Raw genomic sequence first — 24,543 nt, forward strand, 5'->3', positions numbered from 1 at the left:
TATGACGATCACGACCTTCAAGCCTGACACCGCCGCCCAGCTGGCCGACTCGGTGCAATGGGCGCTCTCCAACGGCGAGCCGCTGGAGGTGCTGGGCACCGGAACCAAGCGCCGACTCGGCCGCCCGGTGCAGGCCGCCTACGCGCTCGACCTCTCCGCGCTCTCCGGCGTGGTGGCCTACGAACCGGAAGAGCTGGTGCTGACCGTTAAGGCCGGCACGCCGCTCGCCGAGGTGCTGCCGATGCTGGCCGAGCGGCGCCAGCACTTCGCCTTCGAGCCGCAGGACCTCGGGCCGCTGTACGGACTGCCCGCGGGTGGCGGCACGGTGGGCGGCATGCTGGCCGCCGGGCTGACCGGGCCGCGGCGCATCCAGGCGGGGTCGGCGCGCGACCACTTCCTCGGCGTCGAGGGCGTGTCGGGGCGCGGCGAGGTCTACAAGGGCGGCGGCAAGGTGGTGAAGAACGTCACCGGCTACGACGTGCCCAAGCTGATGGCCGGCTCCATGGGCACGCTGACCGCGATGACCGAGGTGACGCTGAAGGTGCTCCCGGCGCCGGAGGACGTGCGGACGCTGGTGCTGCTCGGCAGGGACGACTCCGAGGCGGTGCGTGCGCTGACCCTGGCCTTGCAGAGCCCGCACGAGGTGTCGGGCGCGGCGCACCTGCCGGCGGCCGTGGCGGCGCGCTCGGGCGTGGTGGCGCGGCTGGGCGGGGCGGCGACCTGCATCCGCCTGGAAGGCTTCGGGCCGTCGGTCGCCGCCCGCGTCGCGGCCTTGACGGACGAGCTGGGCGCCGACGCGGTGCTGGAGCGGGACGAGTCGCTGGCGCTGTGGCGTGAGATTCGGGACGTGGCGTTCTTCGCCCAGCCGGCGGAGCGGCTGGTGTGGAAGCTCTCCGTCCCGCCCACCGAAGGCCCCCGCGTCGCCGCGGCCATCCGCGAGACCACGGAGGCTGACCTGTACTTCGACTGGGGCGGCGGCCTGCTGTGGGTTGCGGCGGTGCCCGGCGCTGCCGACATACGCGCCTGCCTGGACGGCACCGGCGGCCACGCCACGCTGATCCGGGCACCGGACGACGTGCGCGCCTCCGTGCCCGTCTATCACCCGCAGCCCGAGCCCCTGGCCACGCTCGCCGCGCGCGTCAAGGAGAGCTTCGATCCCAAACGCCTGTTGAACCCCGGCCGCATCTACGCGGGGGTGTAGCTTTTTTCTCGTCATCCCCGCGAAGGCGGGGATCCAGGGTTCGCACAGCGGCCCGCTGCCAAAGGTCCGGATCCCCGCCTTCGCGGGAGTGACGGCCGAGGGAAGCGGGGCTTCGGCAGGATGGTGTAACGACGCATGCAGACCAACTTCACCCTCGCCCAGCTCGCCAAGCCCGAAGTCCAGGAGGCCGAGCGCATCCTGCGCAAATGCGTGCACTGCGGCTTCTGCACGGCGACGTGCCCGACCTACATCACGCTGGGCGACGAGTTGGACTCGCCCCGCGGCCGGATCTACCAGATCAAGGACATGTTCGAGAAGGGCGGGCCGCCGTCGCCCAAGGTGGTCAAGCACATCGACCGCTGCCTCTCGTGCCTGTCCTGCATGACCACCTGCCCGTCGGGCGTGGACTATATGCACCTGGTCGACCGCGGGCGCGAGCACATCGAGAAGACCTATACCCGCCCCCCCGTCGACCGGCACTTGCGCAACTTGCTGGCCAAGGTGCTGCCGAACCCGCGGCTGTTCCGGCTGGCGTTGCTCGGCGCCTGGGTGGCGCGGCCGTTCCGCAACCTGATCCCCGGCCGCGTCGGCGCCATGCTGCACTTGGCACCCAAGTCGGTGCCGGGGCCGAGCGCCGTCGACCGACCCGGCGTCCATCCGGCCGAGGGCGTGCGGACGAAGCGCGTCGCGCTGCTGATCGGCTGCGCCCAGCAGGTGCTGGCGCCGCAGATCAACGAGGCGACCATCCGCCTGCTGAACCGCCACGGCGTCGAGGTGGTGGTGGCGAAGGGCGCCGACTGCTGCGGCGCGCTGACCCACCACATGGGCAAGACCGACCTGTCGCACGGCTCCGCCGCGAAGACCATCGCCGCCTGGGTCAAGGAGATCGACGGGAACGGGCTGGACGCCATCATCATCAACGCGTCCGGCTGCGGCACCACGGTGAAGGACTACGGCCACATGTTCGCCGGCCACGCGCTGGAGGCCGACGCCAGGCGCGTGGCGGCGCTCGCCCGCGACGTCACCGAGTTCCTGGCGGAGATCGGCCTGACCGGGCCGACGCGCCCGACCGGGCAGGTGGTGGCGTACCATTCCGCCTGCTCCATGCAGCACGGCCAGCGCATCAAGGACCCGCCGCGCGCCCTGCTGCGCACCGCCGGCTTCGAGGTGCGCGAGGTCCCCGAGGGGCACATCTGCTGCGGCTCGGCCGGCACCTACAACATGCTGCAGCCCGAGCTGTCGGAGGCGCTGCGCGACCGCAAGGTGCGCAACATCGAGAGCACCGAGCCCGACGCGGTGGCCGCCGGCAACCTCGGCTGCATCACCCAGATCGCCACCGGCACCGGCATCCCCATCGTGCACACGGTGGAGTTGCTGGACTGGGCGACCGGCGGCCCGCTGCCGGGCGCGCTGGAGGAGAGCGAGGCCTTCGCCGGCTGGCCGCCGGCCGCGCACACCCGCGCGGCGGAGTAGGGTGGTGTCGGGCAGAGCGGTTTCAGCCGGCCGGCGGCTCGCCGCCTGGGCGGTGCACGGGTTCACCGCGTTCGGCGCGGTGCTGGGCTTCGCGGCGCTGATGGCGGCGGGGCAGGGGGAGGCGGCAGCGTGCTTCACCTTCCTCGGGCTGGCGCTGGTGGTGGACGGCATCGACGGCACCTTCGCCCGCTCGCTGCGGGTGAAGGAAGCGCTGCCGGGCATCGACGGCGCGGTGCTCGACCTGGTGATCGACTACCTGACCTACGTGCTGGTGCCGGCGGTGTTCGTCGTGTGGTTCGACCTGCTGCCGCGCAGCCTGGCCATGCCGGGGGCGGCGTGGATGCTGGTGACGTCGCTGTACTGCTTCGCCAACACCGGGATGAAGAGCGCCGACCACTATTTCGTCGGCTTCCCGGCGATCTGGAACGTGGTGGTGCTGTGCCTGTGGCTGCTCGGCCTGGGGCCGACGGTCAACGCCGCGGTGATCGCCACGCTGGGCGTGCTGACCTTCATCCCGGTGAAGTTCCTGCACCCGCTGCGGGTGCGCGCGCTGCTGCCGCTGAACGCGCTGGCCACCACGGCGTGGCTGGTGTCGGCGGCGTGGCTGGTCACCGTCCACCCGGAACGCCCGATGCTGCCCTTCGCCGTGTGGCTGGCGGCAGGGGCGTACTACATCGGCTTCAGCGCGTGGCGGACGGTGCGGGGGGCGGCCTGAGGTCAGGCGCCGTGCCGCAGGATCTCCGTCGCCAGCGTCTGCATTTCCGCCGCCGCCTGCGTGCGCTTGGCGGCCTCGGTGACCGACAGGCCGGTCAGCAGCGTGCCGGCGTAGGCGGTGCGGTTGCCGATCTGCGCCTCGGCCAGCTCGATGTCGGGCGGGTTCACCAGGTCGCGCACCTTCGCGATCAGCTCGTCGGCCAGCCTGGCGCGCGGCGGCACGCGGTTGAGCACCAGGAACAGCCGGCGCTTCTCCTGCCGGGCGAGGTCGAGGGTCGGCTGCACCGCCCACAGGTCCATCGGGCTGGGCTGCACCGGGGCGATGACGAGGCTGGCGGCGCGCACCGCGATGCGGGCCTCGGTCTGGGCGTGCGGCGGGCTGTCGATGACCACAACGTCATGGTCGCGGGCCAGCTTCTCCACCTCCGCCTGGGTGCGCCAGCCGGTGATCTGCACGTGGGTGAAGCCGGGCTCGCCGCCGGTGGCCTCGCTGCGCACCTCGAACCAGCGGGTCAGGCTGCCCTGCGGGTCGATGTCCACCGTGGCGACCTTGTAGCCCAACTGCATCCAGGCGATGGCGAGGTGTGCCACCAGCGTGGTCTTGCCGGCTCCGCCCTTCTGCTGCGCCACGGTGAAGACCTTGCCCGCCATGCCTGCACCCATCATTTTGTTCTGAATTGCGCGCATCCCTCATAGCCGTTGGGGCGAGTCCGCGCAACCGGACGCTTTGACTTCCCCGCCCCATCCGCTTAAAAGCCGCACCGTGAGCACGCAACGCCCCGAAATCCTCCATCCGAACGCCGCCGCCCTGCAGAAGGCGGGCGCACTGCTGCGCGCCGGCGAGCTGGTCGCCTTCCCGACCGAGACGGTCTACGGCCTGGGCGGCGACGCCACCAGCGAGACCGCCGTCGCGGCGATCTTCGCCGCCAAGGGCCGGCCGCAGTTCAACCCGCTGATCGTGCACGTGCCGGACACGGCGTCGGCCGAGAGGGTCGCCGTCTTCGACGAGCGCGCCGAGGCGGTGGCCGAGCAGTTCTGGCCCGGGCCGCTGACGCTGGTCCTGCGGCGCCGGGACGAGGCCGGGCTGTCGCTGCTGGTCTCGGCCGGGCTCGACACCGTGGCGGTGCGCGTTCCCAACCACCCCATCGGCCAGGCGCTGCTGAAGGCCGCCGGCCGGCCCATCGCCGCGCCCAGCGCCAACCGCTCCGGCGCGGTCAGCCCGACCACGCCGATGCACGTGGTGGAGAGCCTGGGCGAGAAGGTTGCCGCGGTGCTGGCCGGCGGGCGCTGCCCGGTCGGGCTGGAATCCACGGTGCTCGACCTGTCCGGCGAGACGCCGGTGCTGCTGCGCCCCGGCGCCGTGCTGCGCGAGGAGATCGAGCGGCTGATCGGGCCGATCCTGGTCTCCTCCGGCGACCCGGACGCGCCGAAGTCGCCGGGCCAGCTGGCCAGCCACTACGCCCCGCGGGCCGCGGTGCGCCTGAACGCCCAGGGGGCGGAGGACGACGAGGCGCTGCTGAGCTTCGGCCCCGACCGCTTCGTGCGCGGCGGCCGGGAGAAGCTGAACCTGTCGCTGGAAGGCGACCTCAACGAGGCGGCGGCCAACCTCTTCCACCACCTGCGGGCGCTCGACAAGCCGGGTGTCCGCGCCATCGCCGTGATGCCGATCCCGGAGGAGGGATTGGGGGTGGCGATCAACGACAGGCTCCGGCGGGCGGCGGCGCCGAGATAATAGACATGGCGGCGATCCGACGCCCGGCTATGTTCGTACACCGTTTGACGTGATCCGGACCGGCGCCGCAAGCTCGCACATGCCACAATGTCGTCGAACGATCTAGCGCATCCCCTGCCCGACGGCGTCCAGGAAAGGGCGTCGCTGACCAGCAGCGAGCTTCTGCAAGCCGCGGCTGCCCACAAGGCGTTCCTGGACGGACGCCCGAACGGGCGTCTGTTCGCGTTCAAGGGCGTGTCTCTGTCCGCGAAGGATCTCAGCAACCTGACCCTGTCGCGGGCCGTTCTGGTGGGCGCCGACCTCAGCGCCGCCAAGCTGACGGGAAGCGTCTTCGACCTTGCGGATCTCTTCGGCTCGAACCTGACGGGCGCCGACCTGAGGCAGGCCAGCCTGTGCCGCGCCGACCTGAGGGGGGCCAACCTGATGGGAGCACGGCTTTCGGACGCCGTGCTGCGGGGAGCCGACCTGCGGCCCGGCCAACTCGTTTTCTGGTTGGGCCGGGAGCGCCGCCTCCGCGCCCGACCGGCGACGCTGGCGGGTGCCGACCTGTCGGACGCCGATTTCGAGGGAGCCGACCTGTCGCAGGTCGACCTGTCCGGTGCCAGGCTCCACGGCGCGAGCTTCCGCGAGGCCAAGCTGTTCGCCGCCAATCTCAGCGGCGCTGATCTGTCCGGTGCGGACTTCACCGACGCCAAGCTGAAAGGCGCCATCCTCGACAACGCCCGGACGGCGGGCGCGGTGTTCCGGCACGCCGATCTGCGTGACGCCGAGTTGCGGAACGTCCGCCTGTCGGACGGCGACTTCGAGGGGGCGCAGCTGTACGGCGCCGTCACGCGCGACAGCGGCGACCGTCTTCCGGACCGCATCGAGGAGATGCTGACCCGGCACGTTCTGTGGATCACCAGCAACGGAGCCGCTGGAGAGCGGTTGAGCCTCGACGGCGAAACGCTGGACGGCCTGAGCTTCGATGCCTGCGACCTGCGGGGGGCGGTGCTGAGAAATTGCAGCCTGACCAAGGCGAGCTTCCGGCACAGCGCGCTGCCGCTGGCCAACCTGTCCGGCTCGCGCCTGCGCGGTGCCGACCTGGACCATGCGAGCCTGTTGGGAGCGAACCTGTCGTCCGCGGATCTGACGGACGCACGCTGCACGTCGGCCGTGCTCGGCCCCATGGAACTTCTGGACGCCGAGGGCCGGGTGAGCGGGCGGCGCTGGCCGGCCGATCTGCGCGGCGCCACGCTGACCGGAGCCGACTTGCGCAACGCGGACCTGCGCGAGGCCCGCTTGGAAGGAGCCGACCTCACCGACTGCAACCTTTACGGCGCGCGGCTTGACCGTGCGCGGCTCGAATAGCGCTCGGCCTGGAAATGCCGGAAGGGAGAGGGTAGGTTGCCGCTCGCCCGAATTCGAAATCCCGGACCGCGCCATGACCGTCTCCGCCCTTCTCGACCGCATCCGTTCCATCGTCGGCCCCAACGGCCTGATCACCGAGCCGGCGGACATGGCGCCGTACCTCGCCGAGTGGCGCGGGCGCTTCAAGGGCGACAGCCCGGCGGTGGTGCGCCCGGCCAGCACGGACGAGGTGGCGGCGGTGGTCAAGGCCTGCGCCGAGGCGGGGCAGCCCATCGTGCCGCAGGGTGGCAACACCTCGCTGGTCGGCGGCTCCATCCCCTACGAGGCGGGGACGGAGATCGTGCTGAGCCTGTCGCGCATGAACCGCATCCGCGACCTCGACCCGCTGAACTACACCATGACCGCCGAGGCCGGCGTCGTGCTGAAGACCGCGCAGGAGGCCGCCAAGGAGCAGGACCGCCTGCTGCCCATGAGCCTGGGGGCCGAGGGCACAGCCCAAGTCGGCGGCCTGATCTCCACCAACGCCGGCGGCATCAACGTGCTGCGCTACGGCAACATGCGCGACCTCGTGCTGGGACTGGAGGTGGTGCTGCCGGACGGGCGGGTGTGGAACGGCCTGCGCCGGCTGCGCAAGAACAACACTGGCTACGACCTCAAGCACCTGTTCATCGGCGGCGAGGGCACGCTGGGCATCATCACCGCCGCGGTGCTGAAGCTCTACCCGCGGCCGCGGCAGGTGGAGACGGCGTTCGTCGCCGTACCGGACCCCGAGTCCGCCATCGCGCTGCTGGCGCGCCTGCGCGCCGCGTCGGGCGACGCGGTGGCGGCGTACGAGCTGATGTCGCGCCGCTGCCTGGAATTCGCGCTCAAGCACGTCGCCGGCACGGTGGACCCGCTGTCCGAGCCGTCGCCCTGGTACGTGCTGACCGAGCTGACCGCCGGCACGCAGTCCGATGCGTTCCGCGAGAACTTCGAGGCGGCGCTGGGCGAGGCGTTCGAGGCCGGGCTGGCCACCGACGCGACGCTGGCGGCGAGCGAGAGCCAGTCCAACCAGCTGTGGTTCATCCGCGAGGCGATCGTCGAGGCGCAGAAGTTCGAGGGCGGCTCGATCAAGAACGACGTGTCGATCCCGGTGAGCCGCGTCGCCGAGTTCCTGGAGAAGGCGACCGCGGCGGTCGAGGCGGCCTGCGCCGGCATCCGCGTCACGCCGTTCGGCCATGTCGGCGACGGCAACATCCACTTCAACCTCAGCCAGCCCGCGGGGGCCGACACGGCGGCCTACATGGACCGCTGGGAGGAGATCACCCACATCGTCAACGGGATCGTGCTGGAGCTGGACGGCTCCATCTCGGCCGAGCACGGGGTGGGGCGGTTCAAGAAGGACGACATGCCGCACATCAAGAGCCCGGTGGAACTGGACCTGATGCGCGCGGTGAAGGCGGCGGTGGATCCCAAGGGGATCATGAATCCGGGGAAGCTGCTGCCCTGAGGCAGGTTTTGCCCCCTCCCTAGCCCTCCCCCTCTTCGAGGTGGAGGGAACTCCGCCGCGTCGTCGGCAGCCCCCTCTCCCGCGAAGCGGGGGAGGGATGGGGAGGGGGCCATCGTAACTGTTACGCCGCCTGCCCGAACGGCGTCCGCCCCAGCCCGAGGCCCAACCCCGTCTCCGGCGTCTGGTCGCCGCGCACCGGCTCGTCGCGCATGCGGTGGCGTTCCGGCTGGGAGACGGACTTGCGGTTGCCGGGGCGCATGGTGTTGGTCTCCGCCTCGTCCGGCGTCTCCAGCGCGTTCAGCGCCAGGATCTGGTACATCGACAGCGGCGTGCCGCCGATGGTGCGGGCGGAGACGCTCGGCATCTGCGTGGTGAAGCCGTCCGGCATGTCCTGGCGGCGCACCCGCTCGGTCGCCGAAACCGCGGGCGACCCGCCGATCTCGTCGAAGCGCTTGGCGAAGCGGTCGTAAATCTCCTTCAGCGTCTTGCCGCGGCCGGTGTCCTTGTCGATGAACACCGCCTTGTTGGCCGCCGCCGCCTCGGGGAACAGGTCCTGCGCCTGCCGGTTCGGGCTGTCGTGCATGGCGTTGAGGAACTTCGCCGCGCCCGCCGCGCCCAGGAAGTGCGCCATGTACAGCTCGGTCGAGCCGATGCTGCCCTTATCGACGTTTTCCTTCAGGTAGTCCTGGTTGTCCTTGGTGAACTCGGCGGCCATGAGGGCGGAGACGTTCGGGTCCTTGCGCAGCTCGAGGATCTTGTTGCGCATCTCCGGGTCGGACACGTAGGGGCGGCCGTCGGAGCGGGTCTGGATGGCGTTGGCGTACTGGCCCAGGCCGTGGTCGCCGCCGTGCTCCTTCAGCGTGGTCAGCCACGTCGAGTCGATGAACTGGTAGAGCCCGGTGGCGCTGGACGAGGACGACTTCACGTCGGTGCGGAACCCGCTCTCGGTGGCAGCTTTTTCCATGAGGTAGGCAAAATTGACCCCGGTCTTGGCGCTGGCGTTGCGCACCGCCGCCTCCACCTCGGCGGGGCCGCGCGGCGTCTTCTGGGCCTGGATGGCCGACTGGGCGGACTGGGCGATGGCGGAGGCGAAGGTCATGGCGGCAATCCCTGCTGGGGTTCGCCCCTAGCTTTGCAATGGGCGTGCCAGCGCCACGGTGACAGGAATGCCGAGCGGGGCGAGCAGCGCGCGGGCCGGTTCGGCGTGGCTGGCGGGCGCCGGGTGCTCGACCAGCGCGGCGGCGGTCACCTCGTCCAGCGAGCGCCCGGAAAGCACCAGCAACGCCACGGCGCATTGCAGCGGGGGCAGGCCGGGGTTGAAGGCGGCGTTCTCGGCGTACCGGCCGGTGACCACCGCGCCGTCCGCGGTGCGCAGCGCCGCGCCGGCGTACGCGCGGGTGTAGGGGGCGTGGCTGGCGTTGGCGGCCTCCAGCGCGGCGCGCAGCAGCGGGTCGTCGGAGTCGATGGTCAGGCGGTGGTCGGCCGGATCCATCAGCCCGCCGGCGATGCCGAGGTCATGCGGGCCGAAGGCGTCGGGCAGGAACGTCGAGAGCGGGCTGGGCTCGCGGCCGGGCAGCAGCAGGGTGGGCGGGTGCGCCAGCTCGTGCAGGAACTGCCGGCAGTGGCCGCAGGGCGCGGCGGTGACGGCCAGGAGGGAGAGCCCGCGCTCCCCGTGCATCCAGGCGTTGGCGACGGCGCTCTGCTCGGCGTGCACCGAGGCGTTGAGCGGCTGGCCGGGGAACTCGATGTTGGCGCCGAGGTACACCGCGCCCGACAGACCCTGCGCGACCGCGCCGACGGAGAAGCCCGACACCGGCGGCCGGGCGTAGCGCGCCGCCAGCGGCAGCAGGTCCGGCAGCGCGAGGCCAAGGTGCTGCACCTCGTCCGCCGCGATCACCCCACGGAAGCTGTTGCGCCTTGCGAGTTCCGCTAGCGCCGGATCCATTCTCTCGCCCCTTGCGCGCTTGATGACGTTTACGTAAAGGTAATGCGCTGGGCTGGCGGCCCTGCGCCAACGGCGTATCGCCAACCACCATACGGCGCGGTATTCTGCCGGGCCACAAGAACAACACCTGCACGGTCTCGGGAGGGCCACGCGTTCCATGATCCCCTACACCGCCCCTGTCGCCGACTTCCGCTTCCTGCTGAACGAGGTGGTCGGCTTCGACCGCGTGGCCGGTCTGCCCGCCTTCGAGTCCGCCACGCCCGACGTCGTGGACGCCATCCTGGAGGAGGGCGGCAAGTTCGCCTCCGGCGTGCTCGCGCCGCTCAACACGGTGGGCGACAAGGAGGGCTCGGTGCTGGAGAACGGCGTGGTGCGCACGCCGACGGGGTGGACGGAGGCCTACGCCCAGTTCGTCGAGGCCGGCTGGGGCAGCCTGCCGTTCGAGCCGGACTACGGCGGCCAGGGACTGCCGTGGACCGTGCAGTTCGCGGCGCAGGAGATGTGGCAGGCCGCCAACCTGTCCTTCGGCCTGTGCCCGCTGCTGACCCAGGGCGCCGTGGACCTGCTGACCGAGCACGGCAGCGCCGAGCAGAAGGCGACCTACCTGCCCAAGCTGATCGCCGGCACCTGGACCGGCACCATGAACCTGACCGAGCCGCAGGCCGGTTCCGACCTCGCCGCGGTGCGCACGCGCGCGGTGCGGGCGGAGGACGGTACCTATCGCATTTCGGGTCAGAAGATCTTCATCACCTACGGCGAGCACGACATGGCCGAGAACATCGTCCATCTCGTGCTGGCGCGCCTGCCGGACGCTCCGGCCGGGGTGAAGGGCATTTCGCTGTTCATCGTGCCGAAGTTCCTGGTCAGGGAGGACGGCAGCCTGGGCGACCGCAACGACGCCCGCGCCGCCAGCCTGGAGCACAAGCTGGGCATCAAGGCCAGCCCGACCTGCGTCATGGCCTTCGGCGACCACGACGGCGCCATCGGCACTCTGGTCGGCCAGGAGAACCGCGGCCTGGAGTACATGTTCACCATGATGAACAACGCCCGCCTGGGCGTCGGCATCCAGGGCATCGCGCTGGCCGAGCGCGCCTACCAGCAGGCGCGCGACTACGCCCGCACCCGCGTGCAGAGCAAGGACGTCGCCGACGCCCGCGGGCCCGCGGTGTCGATCATCCACCACCCGGACGTCCGCCGCATGCTGCTGGAGATGCGCGCCAAGACCGAGGCGGCGCGCGCCCTCGCGCTCTACGCCGGCACGCAACTCGACCTCGCGCGCAGCCACGAGGACGCCGAGGTGCGGAAGACGGCGCAGGCGCGCATCGATCTGGTGACGCCGATCGTCAAGGCGTGGTCCACCGACATCGGCTGCGAGGTCACCTCGCTGGGCGTGCAGGTGCATGGCGGCATGGGCTTCATCGAGGAGACCGGGGCGGCGCAGCACTACCGCGACGCCCGCATCACGCCGATCTACGAGGGCACCAACGGCATCCAGGCCAACGACCTCGTCTTCCGCAAGGTCGGCCGCGACGGCGGGGCGGCGGCGAACGCCTTCATCGCCGAGATCCGCGCCACCCTGGCCGAGTTGGACGGCGCGCCCGGCGACGACATGCAGGCGATCCTCGCCAACCTGTCGACCGCGCTGGCGACGCTCGATCAGGCGACGGAGTGGGTGGTGCGCGTCCAGCAGGAGGGCAACGCCCGCGCCGCCGCGGCCGGTGCGGTGAACTATTTGCGGTTGTGGGGCACGGTGGCCGGCGGCTGGATGATGGCGAAGGCGGCGGCCAAGGCGCTGGAGTCCCTGCGCCAGCCGGGCGCCAACGCGCCGTTCCTGGAGGCCAAGCTGGTCACCGCCCGCTTCTACGCCGAGCAGATCCTGCCGAGCACGCAGGGCCTGCTGGTGCCGATCCTCAGCGCCCAGCGCACGGTGATGGCGCTGAGCGAGGAGCAGTTCTGACCGTCGCATATCGTCATGGCCGGGCTTGTCCCGGCCATCCACGCACCCGGACCTTTTGGGACCGTTCAAGCACGTGGATGCCCGGGACAAGCCCGGGCATGACGGTTTCTTGGGAAAATCCTAGCTGAACCAGATCTGCATCATCAGGCGCTCGCCCTCCAGCGGCGGCATGGCGCGGTGGAAGCAGGAGGTGTCCTCGAGGAAGCCGGTGCCGGCCGGGCCTTCGATGATCATCGCGCGGTCGGCGCCGAAATGGGCGAAGACCTCGTCCTGCGGCGCGTTGGCGGACCCGACCAGGAAGCGCAGCGGCTTGTCGCGGTGTGAGCCGCGCACCAGCGCGTGCGCCCCGGTCCGCTCCGTCACGTCGCTGAGGTAGAAGCAGGCCGAGCAGAAGTTGAAGTCGTGCACGTCGAAGTGCCAGTCGATGGTCTGGCCGCGGCGGCGCCGCTCATCCTCGTCCATCCGGGTGGCGAAGCTCCAGAACAGGCGCGGGATCAGCTTCTTCGGGCGGTAGCCGAGGCACTGGGCCACGGCGTCCAGCAGGACGTGGTCGCTGCAGATGCGGCGGACCGCGGCGTTCTGCGTGGGCTCGGGGATCAGGCCGAGGACGGCGGGGGTGCCGTCGGCCAGCCGCCCGTCCGTCACGTCCTCGTGGCGAAAGGGGCGGGGCAGGCCGCGGTCGTACAGCGTGGCGGTGCGGGCGAAGGTCTGCAGCTCGGCCACCACCTCGGCGGGCAGGTCGAAGCCGAAGGCCACCGACTCCCGTCGGACCTCCTCCACCGCCGCCGCCACGTCCACCCGGGGGAATAAGGTCGGCACCAACGGCGGCCCGCCGCGTGGGCGGCGTCCGAAGCCGCGCACGAGGCTGTAGCCGCGGCGCACGGTCTCGAACCGGCCGAGCGCATAATGAAGTTCACCGGCAGCCAGACGCCGGGCGATGTTGGCGACGTTCATGGGGGTAATTCCTTGCCGGGACGCTGGAGCGAACCAACGTTTCATTGCATGCGGACTTTATAGAGATTCCAAGCTGCTTGCTAAACAAGCGTTGGGTTTAGTCCGAGCGATCCCGGGAATACCCCGCCCCGCCGAGGCCAAGCTTCCGTTGGTGAGGGGCTTACAGCCCTTTCACCGCCTCCAGAACCTCCTTCACATGGCCCGGCACCTTGACCTTGCGCCAGACCTTGCGGACCACGCCGTCCTTGTCGATCAGGAAGGTGGCGCGCTCCATGCCCATGTACTTGCGGCCGTACATGCTCTTCTCGACCCAGACGCCGTAGGCCTCGGCGACTCCGGCCTCCTTGTCGGAGGCGAGGGTGAAGGGCAGCTCGTACTTGGCCTTGAACTTGTCGTGGCTGGCGACCGAGTCCTTGGACACGCCGATCACCGTGGCGTCGACGCCCTGGAAGTCGGGCAGCTGGTCGCGGAAGCCGCAGGCCTGCGCGGTGCAGCCGGACGTGTCGTCCTTCGGGTAGAAGTACAGCACCACCGGCTTGCCGCGCAGCGCGGACAGCGTGACGCTGCCGCCGCCGTCGGTCGGCATGGTGAAGTCGGGGGCGGGAGTTCCGGCCTCTACGGTCATGGTATGTTGGGTTCCTCGGTATGGGCGGGCGGGGTGAGCTTGGCCGCCGGCTCCTCCACCAGGGTGCGGAAGTGGGCGTGGGCCCGCGCGGCGACCGCACGGATTCTGGCGTCGAGTTCCGCGAAGTCAACCGGCGCCGCCTCTCCGGGGAAGGCGGTTCGCGCCAGACCGGCGAACAGCGTCTCCGACACCTGCCGCGGGTCGAGCACGCCGTCGGTCGTCAACCGCAGGAACCCCTGCACCCGGCGCCACAGGCGCAGCGTTGCCTCCAGGTCCTTCGCCACATCCGCGTCCAGCAGGCCGTTCGCCGCCGCCGCCTTCAGCGCGTTGGCGGTGCCGATGCTGAGCACGGCCGGCTGTTCCGCGGCGTGGCGGAGCTGGAGGTACTGGGCGATGAACTCGATGTCGATCAGGCCGCCGCGGTGGTACTTGACGTTCCAGGGGTTGTCGGTGCCGAACTCCTTGTCGATCCGCCGGCGCATGTCGGCGACGTCCCACAGCAGCTTGTCCGGGTCGCGCGGGCGCACCAGCGCGGCGCGGATCGCCGCCTCCACCTTCTCCGCGAAGGGCGTGCGGGCGCCGAGCACGCGGGCGCGGGTCAGCGCCATGTGCTCCCACGTCCAGGCGTCCTGCTGCTGGTACTTGACGAAGGACTCCAGCGAGGTCGCCAGCGGCCCGGCGTTGCCGCTGGGGCGCAGGCGCATGTCCACCTCGTACAGGCGGCCGTCGCCCATGGGGGCGGTGATGGCGTTGGTCAGGCGCTGCGTCAGCTTGATGTAGTACTCGCCGGCCGACAGCGGCTTGGCGCCGTCGGACATGGTGGCGGCGGGCGCCGAGTCGTACATGACGATCAGGTCGATGTCGGAGGTCAGCGTCAGCTGCCGGCTGCCCAGCTTGCCCATGGCGACGATCACCCAGTCGGAGCCAGGGACGGTGCCGTGCCGCCGCGCGAACTCCTCCTGCACGCGCGCCGCAATGTCGGGCACCACCACGTCGGCGAGGTCGGCGAGGAACGGGCCGCAGCGGTCGCCGTCGGTGATGTTGCGCAGCATGTGGATGCCGGCGCGGAAGCGCTGGTCGTTGGTCCAGCGCCGCGCCAGCCCCAGCGAATCCTCGAAGTCGCGCGCGGCGGAGACGACGCGGGCGTACTCCGGCGCCAGCACGTCCTGGCCGGGCAGGGCGTCGAAGAAGTCCGGCGTCAGCACCGCGTCGAGCAGCGACGGGTTGCGCGACAGCACCTCGGCCATGCGCGGCGCGTTGCCCATGATCTCGGCCACCAGCTCCAGCAGCGCCGGGTTGGAGTAGAACAGCGAGAACAGGCCGACGCCGGCCGGCAGCTTCTCCAGGAAGCCGTCGAACTTCATCAGCGCGGTGTCCGGCACCGGCGTCTTGGCGAAGGCCTGCAGCAGGCCGGGCACCAGCTCGGTCAGCAGCTCGCGCGCGCGGGCGGAGCGGGTGGCGCGGTAGCGCCCGCGGTGCCACGCCGCCACCACGCTGATGACCCGGCTGGGGTCCTGGTAGCCCATCTCGGCCAGCGTCTTGACGGTGCCGGGGTCGTCGTCGGTGCCGGTGAAGACGAGGTTGCCGGTGTTGGAGGACAGCGACGGCGCCTCCTCGAACAGCTCGGCGTAGCGGTCCTCGACGAGGCCGAGGGTGGCCAGCAGGTCGGCGCGGAAGGCGTCGGACTCGTCATAGCCGAGGAAGCGGGCGAGGTGCTCGACCCCGCGGTCGTCGGGCGGCACCTGATGGGTCTGCCGGTCCTCGATCATCTGGATGCGGTGCTCGACCCGGCGCAGATAGTGGTAGGCGCGGTCCAGCTCCTCCACCGCCGCCGGCACCACGCGGCCGACCTCGCACAGCGCCTCGATGGCCTTGAGGGTGGGGGAGGGGCGCACGCGGATGTCGCGGCCGCCGTAGATCAGCTGCTGCGTCTGGGCGAAGAACTCGATCTCGCGGATGCCGCCGCGGCCGACCTTGATGTCGTGGCCGTTGACGGTCACCTCGCGGTGGCCCTTGTGCGCGTTGATCTGCCGCTTGATCGAGTGGATGTCCTGGATCGCAGCGAAGTCCAGGTGGCGGCGCCAGACGAACGGCTCCAGGAAGCGCATGAAGGCCTTGCCCGCCTCCAGGTCGCCGGCGACCGGGCGGGCCTTGATCATGGCCGCGCGCTCCCAGTTCTGGCCGACCGAGCCGTAGTAAATTTCGGCCGCGGTGACGGAAACCGCCAGCGGCGTGGCGCCGGGGTCGGGGCGCAGGCGCAGGTCGGTGCGGAAGACGTAGCCGTCCCGGGTGCGTTCATCCATAATGCGCACCAGATCGCGCGCCAGTCGGATGAAGGTCCGGGCGAGGTTGTCCGGCTGGGCCGTCTTCACGACGGCGTCGTCGTACAGCACGATCAGGTCGATATCGCTGGAATAGTTGAGTTCGCGCGCGCCCAGTTTCCCCATGCCGAGAACGATCAGGCCAGACCCCTCCCACGGACGTTCCGGATCCGGCAACGTCAGCGTGCCGGCCTCCGCCGCCCTGCGCAGCAGGTGGTTGGCGGCGAGGCGGAGCCCTGTCTCGGCGGTGTCGCTCAAGGAACCGGTGACCTGCTCCAGCGTCCAGGAGCCGGTGATGTCGGCCAACCCGATCAGCAGCGCCGCGCGCCGCTTGGCGATGCGCAGCCCGGTCATCAGCCGGTCCATGTCGCGCTCGGCCGCGAAGTCGCGCTCCAGGTCGGCCATCAGCGCGGGGAAGGCGGTGTCGAAGCCGTCCTCCAGCGTGCGGCGGACGAACGGCAGCTCGCGCGTCAGCGACTGGCCGAGGTACGGGCTGTTGCCGCACACCGCGTCGATCAGCGCCGCACCGGCCGGGTCGGCGGCGAACGCCTCGGCCCAGGCCGCCAGCTCCGGCCCGCCCTTGGCCGCCTCTTCGCGCCAGCGCTCCCGGCCCAGCTGGGCCTGTGCGGGGTCGAAGGGCTTCGGCAACGGGGCGGGGAACGCGACGGGCATGGCGTGCTCACTGTTTGTGCAGACGGGCAGACTGCGCATCTCAACCGCCATGGTCAACGCTGATTGTCCCTCTCCCCCCCGGGGAGAGGGAGGGGCCCGCCCGCGGGGCGGGAGGGTGAGGGTGCCTGCAAGGATCCTTGCCTTTACCCTCACCCGGCGCCTCCGGCGCCACCCTTTCCTGGGACGGGAGAGGGAAATATGACCGAAGCCGATCGCACCGCGGCGCCCCCTCACCCCGACCCTCTCCCCAGGGGGGAGAGGGGAAAGACGATTCGCCGCACCGTCCGGATCCTCGGCTGGCTGGCGACCCTGCTGCTCGCGGCGGTGCTGGCCGGCGCGGGCGCGCTGGTGTGGCGGCTGGCGCAGGGGCCGGTCGCCGTGGACGCGCTGGCGCCCTACATCGAACGCGCGCTGGAGGGCGAGGACGCCCGCGTCGACGTCACCATCGGCTCGCTGGTGCTGAGCTGGACCGGCGAGGCGGAGACCGGCGCCTCCATCCTCGACCTGCGTGCCCGGCAGGTCCGCGTCGCCGGCGATGGCGGCGCGCCGATCGCCGCGGTGCCGGAGCTGGGCATCGGCCTGTCGCTGCGCGAACTGCTGCTCGGCCGGCTGGCGCCGACGCGGCTCGATCTGTTCGGGCCGCAGCTCACCGTCATCCGCCACAGGGACGGCCACTACGGCTTCGACGTGCGCGACGCGGGGCCGGAGGGCGCCGCCGCTGCCCCGCAGCCGGAAGCCGGCACCGAGGTCACCGCCGACCTCCTCGACACGCTGCGCCGGCCGCCGTCGCGAGACCGCACGCTGGGCCTGCTGCGCCGGCTGACCGTGGTCGGCGCCGACCTGCGGGTGGAGAACCGGCAGTTCGGCCTATCCTGGCACGCCTCGCGCGCCGACATCGCGCTGCACCGGGGCGACGACGGCATCGACGGCCGCGCCCGGCTGACGCTCGACCTCGGCGGCCGGCCGACGACGGTGGAGGCCACCGGCGGCTACCGGGCGGGCGACGGCACCACCACCGCGGCCCTGCGGGTGGACGACCTCGACCTCGCCGCGCTGGCGCAGGTGGCGCCGGCGCTGGAGCCGCTGCGCGCCGCCGCCGTGCCGGTCAGCGGCACGCTGGCGGCGGTGCTCGATCCCGACTTCCGTCCGACGCGGATGCGCTTCGATCTCGCCGCCGGGGCGGGCAGCCTCGGCCTGCCGGTGCGGCCGGAGCCGTACGCCGTGCGCTCCGCCCGCGCCCGCGGCGAGCTGGACCTGACCGCGAAGAAGCTGACCGTCGAGGACATGGCGCTGGCCCTGGCCGAGGCGCAGCTGGGCGGCAGCGGCACCCTGATGGACGAGCCGGACGGCCCGATCGGCAGCGGGCTGCTGACGCTGGCGGCCGGCGGGCGCACCGCCGAGCTGCGCGCCACCGCCACCCCCGGCGACGGCGGGCCGCGCGTGGTGGCGGAACTGCGCGACCTCGTGCCGGCGGCGCTGGCCGGGCTGGCGCCGGACCTCGCGCCGCTGGCGAAGGCGACGCTGCCGATTTCCGGCACCGTCGACCTCGACCTGGACCGCCGGTTCATGCCGGGCCGCGGCCGCCTCGACCTCGCCGCCGGGGCCGGCCGCCTCGACCTGCCGGGCGTGTTCGAGGCGCCGCTGGAGGTCGCGTCGCTCACCCTGCGTGCGTCCGGCGACCGCGTCGCCGACCGGCTGTCGCTGGAGGCGCTGACCCTCGACCTCGGCGGACCGACCATGCAGGCCAGCGCGCAGGTCGGCGTGTCCGGCCCCGACCTGACGGTGGCGGCCGAGGCGACGGCGCGCGGGGTGCCGCTCGACGACCTGCACCGCTGGTGGCCGCTCCCGGTGTCGCCGAACGCCCGCAAGTGGGTGGTGACCAACCTGTCCAAGGGCGTGGTGCACGAGGCGAAGGCGCGCTTCGCCGGGGCCGCCCCGCGCGACGACCTCCACGCGTTCAAGCCCACCCTGGTGGACGTGGCGATGGAGGGCGAGGGAACCGACGTCGAGTATTTCCGGCCGCTGCCGCCGGTGCTCGGCGTCGCCAAGATGCGGGCGACCACCGACGGTAAGACCTTCACCGTCCACACCCAGGGCGGCCGCATCGACGACGTGAAGCTGGGCGAGGGCGTCGTCGTCATCAGCGACCTCGGCGGCAAGGAGCACATCGCCATCGACGTGCCGATGCAGGGGCCGCTGCGCACCATCCTGACGGTGCTGAACAACCCGCCGCTGGAATACCCCAAGCGCCTGGACATGGACCCGCGCCGCACCGCCGGTCTGGTGGACGCCAAGCTGCACCTGCAGTTCCCGCTGCTGGTCGACCTGAAGGTCGAGCAGGTGGAGGTCGGCGTCACCGGCAAGGCGACCGGCGTCGGCATCGAGAAGGTGGCGGCCGGTCTGGACGCCACCGACGGCGCGGTGGAGGTGAACCTCACCACCAAGGGCATGACGGTGAAGGGCACCGCCAAGCTGGACGGCGTGCCGGCCAACGTGGAGTGGCGGGAGTCCTTCGACTCCACGGCGCGCGGGCCGCGCACCCGCGTGGCCGTCAAGGCGACGCCGTCGGCCGCCGACTTCACCCGCTTCATCCCCGACCCCGCCGGTTACGCCGAGGGGCCGGTGGGCACCGACCTCGTGTTCACGGTGGACCGCTCCAAGCGCCTCGCGCTGACCGGCACGCTGGACCTGGGCAAGACGACGCTGAGCATTCCCGAGCTGGGCTGGACCAAGCCGCCGGGCACCGCCGGCACCGGCCGCTTCGCGCTGGAGTTCCAGAAGGACAAGGTCTCCAAGGTCAACGGCATCAGCGTCGAGGGCGGCGGGCTGAAGGCCACCGGCGTGGTCGAGCTGGCCCCGGGCGGCACCACGCTGTCGCGCATCCTGGTGAACGAGCTGACGCTCGGCCGCACCCGCGCGCGCGGCGAGCTGATGCCGCGCGACGGCGGCTACGCGGTGACGGTGGTCGGCGACAGCCTGGACCTGGAAGCCTTCCTCAAGCACAACCGCGCCGCTTCCAGCACCGACGAGCCGAAGCGCAAGCCGCTGGCGATCAACGCCCGGCTCGGCCGCGTGGTGTTCGGCGAGGGCCGGCAGCTCACCCAGGTGACGGCCGACCTGCGCAACGACGGGGTGGCGTGGAACCGGCTCGACGCGCAGGGGAAGGCGGGGGACAGGGGCTCGCTGACCGTGCACTACGGGCCGCCGGGCGGCGGGCCGGGGGCCGGGCGGCGGCACGAGGTGTCGATCGTCGGGCAGGACGCCGGGACGGTGCTGCGCATGCTCGACGTCACCGACCGCATCCAGGGCGGCACCCTGAAGATCACCGGCACCACGGTGGAGCCGCGCGCCGACGCGGTGATCGAGGGGCAGGTGGAGCTGACCGACTACACGGCGGTCGACGTTCCGACGCTGGCGCGCATCCTCAACACCCTCTCGCCGAGCGGCTTCGCCGAGCTTCTGGGCGGCGGCAAGGGCATCCACTTCGGCCGGCTGACCGGCAACTTCCGCAAGGAGGGGCGGCTGCTGACGCTGAAGGAGCTGCGCACGTCGGGCAGCGCGCTGGGCCTGACCGCGGAGGGCGACATCGACCTCGGCACCGACGTGGCGAACCTGCGCGGCACCATCGTGCCGGTCTACGGCATCAACCGCATCATCGGGCAGATCCCGCTGCTGGGCGATGCGCTGAGCGGCGGGGCGGGGCAGGGCATCTTCGCCGCGACGTGGCACGTCGAGGGGCCGATGGCCGACCCCACCGTGTCGGTCAACCCGCTGGCCGTGCTGGCGCCGGGCTTCCTGCGCAACCTGTTCTTCCTGGGGCGGGGCAAGGGCGACACGCCGGCACCGGCGACGCCGGGGCTGGACGAGCATCGGAACTGAGGGGTGGGGAGGTGCGGGCGCTGGGCCCCCCTCCCAGCCTCCCCCCACTTCGCGGGGGGAGGAGCAAAAAGCCCTCCCCCGCGAAGTGGGGGAGGGTTGGGTGGGGGCCCGCTGCGGAGACCTAAACGGCCTTGACCAGCGCGTGCTTCTTCTTGCCGAACGACAGCTTGATCGCCCCGTCGGCGTTCAGGTCCGCCAGCGTCGCCTTCGCCGCCTCGTCGGTCACCGCGGCGTCGTTCAGCTTCAGCGCGGCTTCCTTGATCTTGCGCCGGGTCTCGCCCTTCGACGCGGTCAGGCCGGCGGTGACGAACAGGTCGACCAGGGCCACGCCGGCCTCCAGCTCGGCGCGCGGCACCTCGACGGTCGGCAGGCCCTCGGCCGCGGCGCCCTGCTCGAAGGTGCGGCGCGCGGTCTCGGCGGCCTCTTCGGCTGCCGCGCGGCCGTGGGCGAGCGCGGTCACCTCGGTGGCCAGCACCTTCTTCGCCTCGTTGATGCCGGCGCCCTCCAGCGCCTCCAGGCGCGCCACCTCGTCCAGCGGCAGCTCGGTGAACAGCCGCAGGAAGCGGCCGACGTCGGCGTCCTCGGTGTTGCGCCAGTACTGCCAGAACTCGTAGGGGCTGAACTTGTCGGCGTTGAGCCACACTGCGCCCGCCGCCGTCTTGCCCATCTTGGCGCCCGACGCGGTGGTCAGCAGCGGCGAGGTCAGGCCGAACACTTCCTTGCCGTCGACGCGGCGGGTCAGCTCGACGCCGTTGACGATGTTGCCCCACTGGTCGGAGCCGCCCATCTGCAGGACGCAGCCGATGCGCCGCGACAGCTCCATGAAGTCGTAGGCCTGGAGGATCATGTAGTTGAATTCCAGGAACGTCAGCGGCTGCTCGCGGTCGAGGCGGATCTTCACCGACTCGAAGCTCATCATCCGGTTGATGGTGAAGTGCCGGCCGATGTCGCGCAGGAACGGAATGTAGTGCAGCGCGTCCAGCCAGTCGGCGTTGTTGACCATCACCGCGTCGGTCGGGCCGTCCCCGAAGGTCAGGTACTTGGCGAAGACCTTCTTGATGCCGTCCATGTTGCGCTGAATCGCCGCGTCGTCGAGCAGCGGACGGCTCTCGTCGCGGAAGCTTGGGTCGCCGATCTTGGTGGTGCCGCCGCCCATCAGCACGATCGGCTTGTGGCCGGTCTTCTGCAGCCAGCGCAGGATCATGATCTGCATCAGGCTGCCGACGTGCAGGCTGTCGGCCGTGCAGTCGAACCCGATATAGGCGACGATCGGCCCCCCCTGGGCCTTGGTGTCCAGGCCCTCCATGTCGGTGCACTGGTGGATGTAGCCGCGCTCCTGCAAGGTGCGCAGGAAATCCGATTTCAGCGTGGTCATGGCCGGTCTTCGTCTGACGGGGAGAAGGGTCGCGTCTGTTAGCACGGAACGCCGGTGCGGACAATTCCGGCGGCGGGGGCTATGCTCGCCGCCCGATAGCGCAAGGAGAGGGTGCATGCAGACCGTCGTCGGCCTGATGAGCGGCACGTCCATGGACGGCATCGACGCGGCGCTGGTGCGCACCGACGGTGTCGACCGGGTCGAGCCGCTGGCCTTCCGCTTCACGCCCTACGGCGACGGCTTCCGCGCCCGGCTGCGCGCCTGCCTGGGCGGCAAGGGCGACGTCGCCGACGTCGAGCGCGACCTGACCGAGGCGCACGCCGCGGCAGTAAAGGATCTGCTGGCGCAGGCCGGGGTGAGCGCGGCCGACGTCGACCTCATCGGCTTCCACGGCCACACCATCCTGCACGCGCCGCACGAGCGCCGGACCTGGCAGATCGGCAACGGCGCCCTGCTGGCGCAGCGCACCGGCATCACGGTGGTGCACGACTTCCGCACCGCCGACGTGGGGGCGGGCGGCCAGGGTGCGCCGCTGGCGCCGCTGTTCCACCGCGCGCTCGCCTCCGGACTGCCCAAGCCGCTGGCGGTGCTGAACCTGGGCGGCGTCGGCAACGTCACCTGGATCGGCGACGGAGAGGACGACGTGATCGCCTGCGACACCGGCCCGGCCAACGCGCTGGTGGACGACTGGGTGCTGGCGAAGACCGGCCGGCGCTACGACGAGGGCGGGCAGCTGGCCCGCAGCGGCGCCGTGCACGCGCTGGCGCTGACCGAGCTGCTCGATAACCCCTACTTCGACCGGCCGGCGCCGAAGTCGCTGGACCGCGACGCCTTCGACCCGGCGCCGGTGCGCGACCTGTCGCCGGAGGACGGGGCGGCGACGCTGACCGCCTTCACCGCCTTCGCGGTGGAACGCGTGCTGCCGCACCTGCCGGCCCCGCCGAAGCGCTGGCTGGTGACCGGCGGCGGACGGCACAACGCGACGCTGATGGAGATGCTGCGCGACCGCCTGCGCGCGCCCGTCGATCCGGTGGAGAGCGTGGGCTGGGACGGCGACGCGCTGGAGGCGCAGGCCTTCGCCTATCTGGCGGTGCGCTCGCGCCTCGGCCTGCCGCTCAGCCTGCCGACCACCACCGGGGTGCCGGTGCCGGTGACCGGCGGGCGTTGTCACAGTCCCTGACGCAAAAGAGGTAATGCGGAGGTCGATTGCTCGGCTATCGTTCGTGGTGCTGATTGCTCACCAGGGGAGATGCCCATGCACCGCCACGACCACGCCTGCACCTGCCACCGCCCGGCCACCGGCGACCGCCGCACCTTCCTGAAGCTCGCCGCGCTGGGCGGCGGCGCCATGCTGCTGAGCGCCACGCCGATCCGGCACGCCGCGGCGGCCGGCGACGTCGAGGCGCTGCTGCTGTCCTGCATGGACTACCGGCTGGTCGACGACACCGCGCGCTACATGGACGGCCGCGGCATGACCAACAAATACGACCACGTCATCCTGGCCGGCGCCAGCCTGGGCGCCATCACCGAGAAGGAGCCGACCTGGGGCCAGACCTTCTGGCGGCACGTCGAGGTGGCCAAGACGCTGCACCACATCAAGAAGGTGATCGTCATGGATCACCGCGACTGCGGTGCCTACAAGGTCTTCCTCGGCCAGGACCTGAAGGATGACCGCGCCAAGGAGACGGCGGTGCACGGCGAGGTGCTCGGCAAGCTGGGCATGATGATCCGCGAGAAGCACCCGGACCTGGGCGTCGAGCTGCTGATCATGGCGCTCGACGGCACGGTCGAGAAGGTCGGTTGACCGCTCGGCCACGTCCTCTCACCATCGTCATGGCCGGGCTTGTCCCGGCCATCCACGACCCGAACCCTTGTGTATGTTCGAGCGCGTGGATGCCCGGGACAAGCCCGGGCATGACGGAATTGGGGTGTTCAAATCGAACGGGGCGTTACCCCTCCGCCACCGCCAGCGGGTTGCCGAGCGCGCGGTCGAGATAGTCGTCCACCTGCACGGCCAGATCGTCCGTGCGGTTCACGAAGAAGTGATTGGCGCCGGGCACCACGCGGTGGTCGATGCGGATGTCCTTCTGGTGCGACAGCTTGGTCACCAGCTTGGTCACCGCGGCCTGCGGCACGTGCTCGTCCTTCTCGCCGTTGACGATCAGGCCGGACGACGGGCAGGGCGCCAGGAACGAGAAGTCGAACAGGTTGGCCGGCGGCGACACGCTGACGAAGCCGTCGATCTCCGGCCGGCGCATCAGCAGCTGCATGCCGATCCACGCGCCGAACGAGACGCCGGCGATCCAGCACAGCGACGCGTTGGGGTTGTAGGTCTGCAGCCAGTCGAGCGCGGCGGCGGCGTCCGCCAGTTCCCCCTCGCCCTTGTCGTAGCTGCCCTGGCTGCGGCCGACGCCGCGGAAATTGAAGCGCAGGGCCGAATAGCCGCGCTTGGTGAACGCCTGGAAGAGGGTGAACACCACCTTGTTGTTCATCGTCCCGCCGTGCTGCGGGTGCGGATGAAGCAGCAGGGCGACCGGCGCGTTCTGCGCCTTGCCATGGGTGTAGCGACCTTCCAGTCGGCCGGCCGGACCGTTGATGATCACTTCAGGCATTGGGGCGACGATCCTGGCGCGAACTCGAATGACGTGAACGACTGCCAGGACGGGACCTGCCAGCGCGGGACAAGCTAATGTGGACTCGCACGGGGCGCCACGTTTTTCGCCAACACAATTCTTGACCGTTTTGCTTGGTCATCATATATGCGTCGATGGTACGTTCGGGGCAACCCACGCGATCGGCCCCGCACGAACGTCGCTCGGACCGAAGTGGAGAGGTAAGGGCGCGGACTATACCACG

At 71.2% G+C, this 24,543-nt stretch carries 18 protein-coding genes; 10 read left to right on the forward strand and 8 right to left on the reverse strand.

Annotation, left to right across the window (positions count from 1 at the left end; genetic code table 11):
* Nucleotide 1: 1 nt before the first annotated feature.
* The 3 genes from glcE to ACRWK7_RS05360 all read left to right on the forward strand — a co-directional run bounded on the left by glcE (nt 2) and on the right by ACRWK7_RS05360 (nt 3,389).
* The gene (gene glcE, locus ACRWK7_RS05350) at nt 2-1,201 is read left to right on the forward strand and encodes a glycolate oxidase subunit GlcE (protein ID WP_431855163.1); all 1,200 of its coding nucleotides are present in this window, start codon (nt 2-4) and stop codon (nt 1,199-1,201) included.
* 135 nt (nt 1,202-1,336) lie between these two features.
* On the forward strand, nt 1,337-2,674 hold the full coding sequence (glcF, locus tag ACRWK7_RS05355) for a glycolate oxidase subunit GlcF (protein ID WP_431855164.1): 1,338 nt from the start codon (nt 1,337-1,339) through the stop codon (nt 2,672-2,674).
* A gap of 4 nt (nt 2,675-2,678) precedes the next feature.
* Entirely contained in the window at nt 2,679-3,389 is a 711-nt protein-coding gene (locus ACRWK7_RS05360) for a CDP-alcohol phosphatidyltransferase family protein (RefSeq protein ID WP_431855165.1), read from the forward strand.
* A gap of 2 nt (nt 3,390-3,391) precedes the next feature.
* Here the strand turns inward: ACRWK7_RS05360 and parA are convergent, their stop codons facing one another.
* Complete coding sequence (parA, locus tag ACRWK7_RS05365; protein ID WP_431855166.1) at nt 3,392-4,039, reverse strand: ParA family partition ATPase; 648 nt, start codon at nt 4,037-4,039, stop codon at nt 3,392-3,394.
* Between the two features lie 112 nt (nt 4,040-4,151).
* Here parA and ACRWK7_RS05370 point away from each other — a divergent pair, with 112 nt between their 5' ends.
* The 3 genes from ACRWK7_RS05370 (at nt 4,152) to ACRWK7_RS05380 (ending at nt 7,959) form a co-directional block, all read left to right on the forward strand.
* Nucleotides 4,152-5,120: an L-threonylcarbamoyladenylate synthase gene (locus ACRWK7_RS05370; RefSeq protein WP_431855167.1), complete on the forward strand. Its 969-nt coding sequence runs from the start codon at nt 4,152-4,154 to the stop codon at nt 5,118-5,120.
* A gap of 87 nt (nt 5,121-5,207) precedes the next feature.
* A complete protein-coding gene (locus ACRWK7_RS05375; RefSeq protein WP_431855168.1) occupies nt 5,208-6,470 on the forward strand; it encodes a pentapeptide repeat-containing protein in 1,263 nt (420 codons plus the stop codon).
* 73 nt (nt 6,471-6,543) lie between these two features.
* Nucleotides 6,544-7,959: an FAD-binding oxidoreductase gene (locus tag ACRWK7_RS05380; RefSeq protein WP_431855169.1), complete on the forward strand. Its 1,416-nt coding sequence runs from the start codon at nt 6,544-6,546 to the stop codon at nt 7,957-7,959.
* Nucleotides 7,960-8,080: 121 nt separating this feature from the next.
* Here ACRWK7_RS05380 and ACRWK7_RS05385 read toward each other — a convergent pair whose 3' ends face one another.
* On the reverse strand, nt 8,081-9,058 hold the full coding sequence (locus ACRWK7_RS05385; RefSeq protein ID WP_431855170.1) for a hypothetical protein: 978 nt from the start codon (nt 9,056-9,058) through the stop codon (nt 8,081-8,083).
* Between the two features lie 27 nt (nt 9,059-9,085).
* On the reverse strand, nt 9,086-9,904 hold the full coding sequence (gene cdd / locus ACRWK7_RS05390) for a cytidine deaminase (protein ID WP_431855171.1): 819 nt from the start codon (nt 9,902-9,904) through the stop codon (nt 9,086-9,088).
* 157 nt (nt 9,905-10,061) lie between these two features.
* Between cdd and ACRWK7_RS05395 the strand changes: the two genes are divergently transcribed.
* Nucleotides 10,062-11,861 carry an acyl-CoA dehydrogenase gene (locus ACRWK7_RS05395; RefSeq protein ID WP_431855172.1) on the forward strand — a complete coding sequence of 600 codons (1,800 nt, stop codon included), beginning with the start codon at nt 10,062-10,064 and terminating at the stop codon, nt 11,859-11,861.
* 120 nt (nt 11,862-11,981) lie between these two features.
* Here ACRWK7_RS05395 and ACRWK7_RS05400 read toward each other — a convergent pair whose 3' ends face one another.
* The 3 genes from ACRWK7_RS05400 to ACRWK7_RS05410 form a co-directional block, all read right to left on the reverse strand.
* Complete coding sequence (locus ACRWK7_RS05400; RefSeq protein ID WP_431855173.1) at nt 11,982-12,815, reverse strand: hypothetical protein; 834 nt, start codon at nt 12,813-12,815, stop codon at nt 11,982-11,984.
* A 160-nt stretch (nt 12,816-12,975) separates the two neighbouring features.
* Nucleotides 12,976-13,440, reverse strand: a complete 465-nt coding sequence (bcp, locus tag ACRWK7_RS05405) for a thioredoxin-dependent thiol peroxidase (RefSeq protein WP_431855174.1) — start codon at nt 13,438-13,440, stop codon at nt 12,976-12,978.
* Nucleotides 13,437-16,433 carry a bifunctional [glutamine synthetase] adenylyltransferase/[glutamine synthetase]-adenylyl-L-tyrosine phosphorylase gene (locus ACRWK7_RS05410; protein ID WP_431855175.1) on the reverse strand — a complete coding sequence of 999 codons (2,997 nt, stop codon included), beginning with the start codon at nt 16,431-16,433 and terminating at the stop codon, nt 13,437-13,439. Before ACRWK7_RS05410 ends, bcp begins: the two co-directional genes overlap by 4 nt.
* Nucleotides 16,434-16,631: 198 nt before the next feature.
* Here ACRWK7_RS05410 and ACRWK7_RS05415 point away from each other — a divergent pair, with 198 nt between their 5' ends.
* Nucleotides 16,632-20,312: a DUF3971 domain-containing protein gene (locus tag ACRWK7_RS05415; RefSeq protein WP_431855176.1), complete on the forward strand. Its 3,681-nt coding sequence runs from the start codon at nt 16,632-16,634 to the stop codon at nt 20,310-20,312.
* Between the two features lie 121 nt (nt 20,313-20,433).
* On the opposite strand, the gene tyrS is transcribed toward ACRWK7_RS05415, so the two are convergent.
* Nucleotides 20,434-21,687 (reverse strand): tyrosine--tRNA ligase, encoded by a 1,254-nt coding sequence (gene tyrS / locus ACRWK7_RS05420; protein WP_431855177.1) that lies wholly within the window; start codon nt 21,685-21,687, stop codon nt 20,434-20,436.
* A 115-nt stretch (nt 21,688-21,802) separates the two neighbouring features.
* On the opposite strand from tyrS, the gene ACRWK7_RS05425 reads away from it, so the two are divergent.
* The gene (locus ACRWK7_RS05425; protein ID WP_431855178.1) at nt 21,803-22,867 is read left to right on the forward strand and encodes an anhydro-N-acetylmuramic acid kinase; all 1,065 of its coding nucleotides are present in this window, start codon (nt 21,803-21,805) and stop codon (nt 22,865-22,867) included.
* A 75-nt stretch (nt 22,868-22,942) separates the two neighbouring features.
* Nucleotides 22,943-23,491: a carbonic anhydrase gene (locus ACRWK7_RS05430; protein WP_431855179.1), complete on the forward strand. Its 549-nt coding sequence runs from the start codon at nt 22,943-22,945 to the stop codon at nt 23,489-23,491.
* Nucleotides 23,492-23,636: 145 nt separating this feature from the next.
* Here ACRWK7_RS05430 and ACRWK7_RS05435 read toward each other — a convergent pair whose 3' ends face one another.
* A complete protein-coding gene (locus tag ACRWK7_RS05435) occupies nt 23,637-24,299 on the reverse strand; it encodes an alpha/beta hydrolase (RefSeq protein WP_431855180.1) in 663 nt (220 codons plus the stop codon).
* Nucleotides 24,300-24,543 lie beyond the last annotated feature (244 nt).

Source organism: Azospirillum sp. (genome assembly GCF_050789165.1).

Coding starts and splice junctions, on each gene's coding strand:
- ACRWK7_RS05430 (WP_431855179.1), top strand. CDS start 22,943: ATGCACCGCCACGACCACGCCTGCACCTGCCACCGCCCGGCCACCGGC.
- parA (WP_431855166.1), bottom strand. CDS start 4,039: ATGGCGGGCAAGGTCTTCACCGTGGCGCAGCAGAAGGGCGGAGCCGGC.
- glcF (WP_431855164.1), top strand. CDS start 1,337: ATGCAGACCAACTTCACCCTCGCCCAGCTCGCCAAGCCCGAAGTCCAG.
- ACRWK7_RS05380 (WP_431855169.1), top strand. CDS start 6,544: ATGACCGTCTCCGCCCTTCTCGACCGCATCCGTTCCATCGTCGGCCCC.
- ACRWK7_RS05410 (WP_431855175.1), bottom strand. CDS start 16,433: ATGCCCGTCGCGTTCCCCGCCCCGTTGCCGAAGCCCTTCGACCCCGCA.
- tyrS (WP_431855177.1), bottom strand. CDS start 21,687: ATGACCACGCTGAAATCGGATTTCCTGCGCACCTTGCAGGAGCGCGGC.
- ACRWK7_RS05425 (WP_431855178.1), top strand. CDS start 21,803: ATGCAGACCGTCGTCGGCCTGATGAGCGGCACGTCCATGGACGGCATC.
- bcp (WP_431855174.1), bottom strand. CDS start 13,440: ATGACCGTAGAGGCCGGAACTCCCGCCCCCGACTTCACCATGCCGACC.
- ACRWK7_RS05385 (WP_431855170.1), bottom strand. CDS start 9,058: ATGACCTTCGCCTCCGCCATCGCCCAGTCCGCCCAGTCGGCCATCCAG.
- ACRWK7_RS05395 (WP_431855172.1), top strand. CDS start 10,062: ATGATCCCCTACACCGCCCCTGTCGCCGACTTCCGCTTCCTGCTGAAC.
- ACRWK7_RS05415 (WP_431855176.1), top strand. CDS start 16,632: ATGACCGAAGCCGATCGCACCGCGGCGCCCCCTCACCCCGACCCTCTC.
- cdd (WP_431855171.1), bottom strand. CDS start 9,904: ATGGATCCGGCGCTAGCGGAACTCGCAAGGCGCAACAGCTTCCGTGGG.
- glcE (WP_431855163.1), top strand. CDS start 2: ATGACGATCACGACCTTCAAGCCTGACACCGCCGCCCAGCTGGCCGAC.
- ACRWK7_RS05400 (WP_431855173.1), bottom strand. CDS start 12,815: ATGAACGTCGCCAACATCGCCCGGCGTCTGGCTGCCGGTGAACTTCAT.
- ACRWK7_RS05375 (WP_431855168.1), top strand. CDS start 5,208: ATGTCGTCGAACGATCTAGCGCATCCCCTGCCCGACGGCGTCCAGGAA.
- ACRWK7_RS05435 (WP_431855180.1), bottom strand. CDS start 24,299: ATGCCTGAAGTGATCATCAACGGTCCGGCCGGCCGACTGGAAGGTCGC.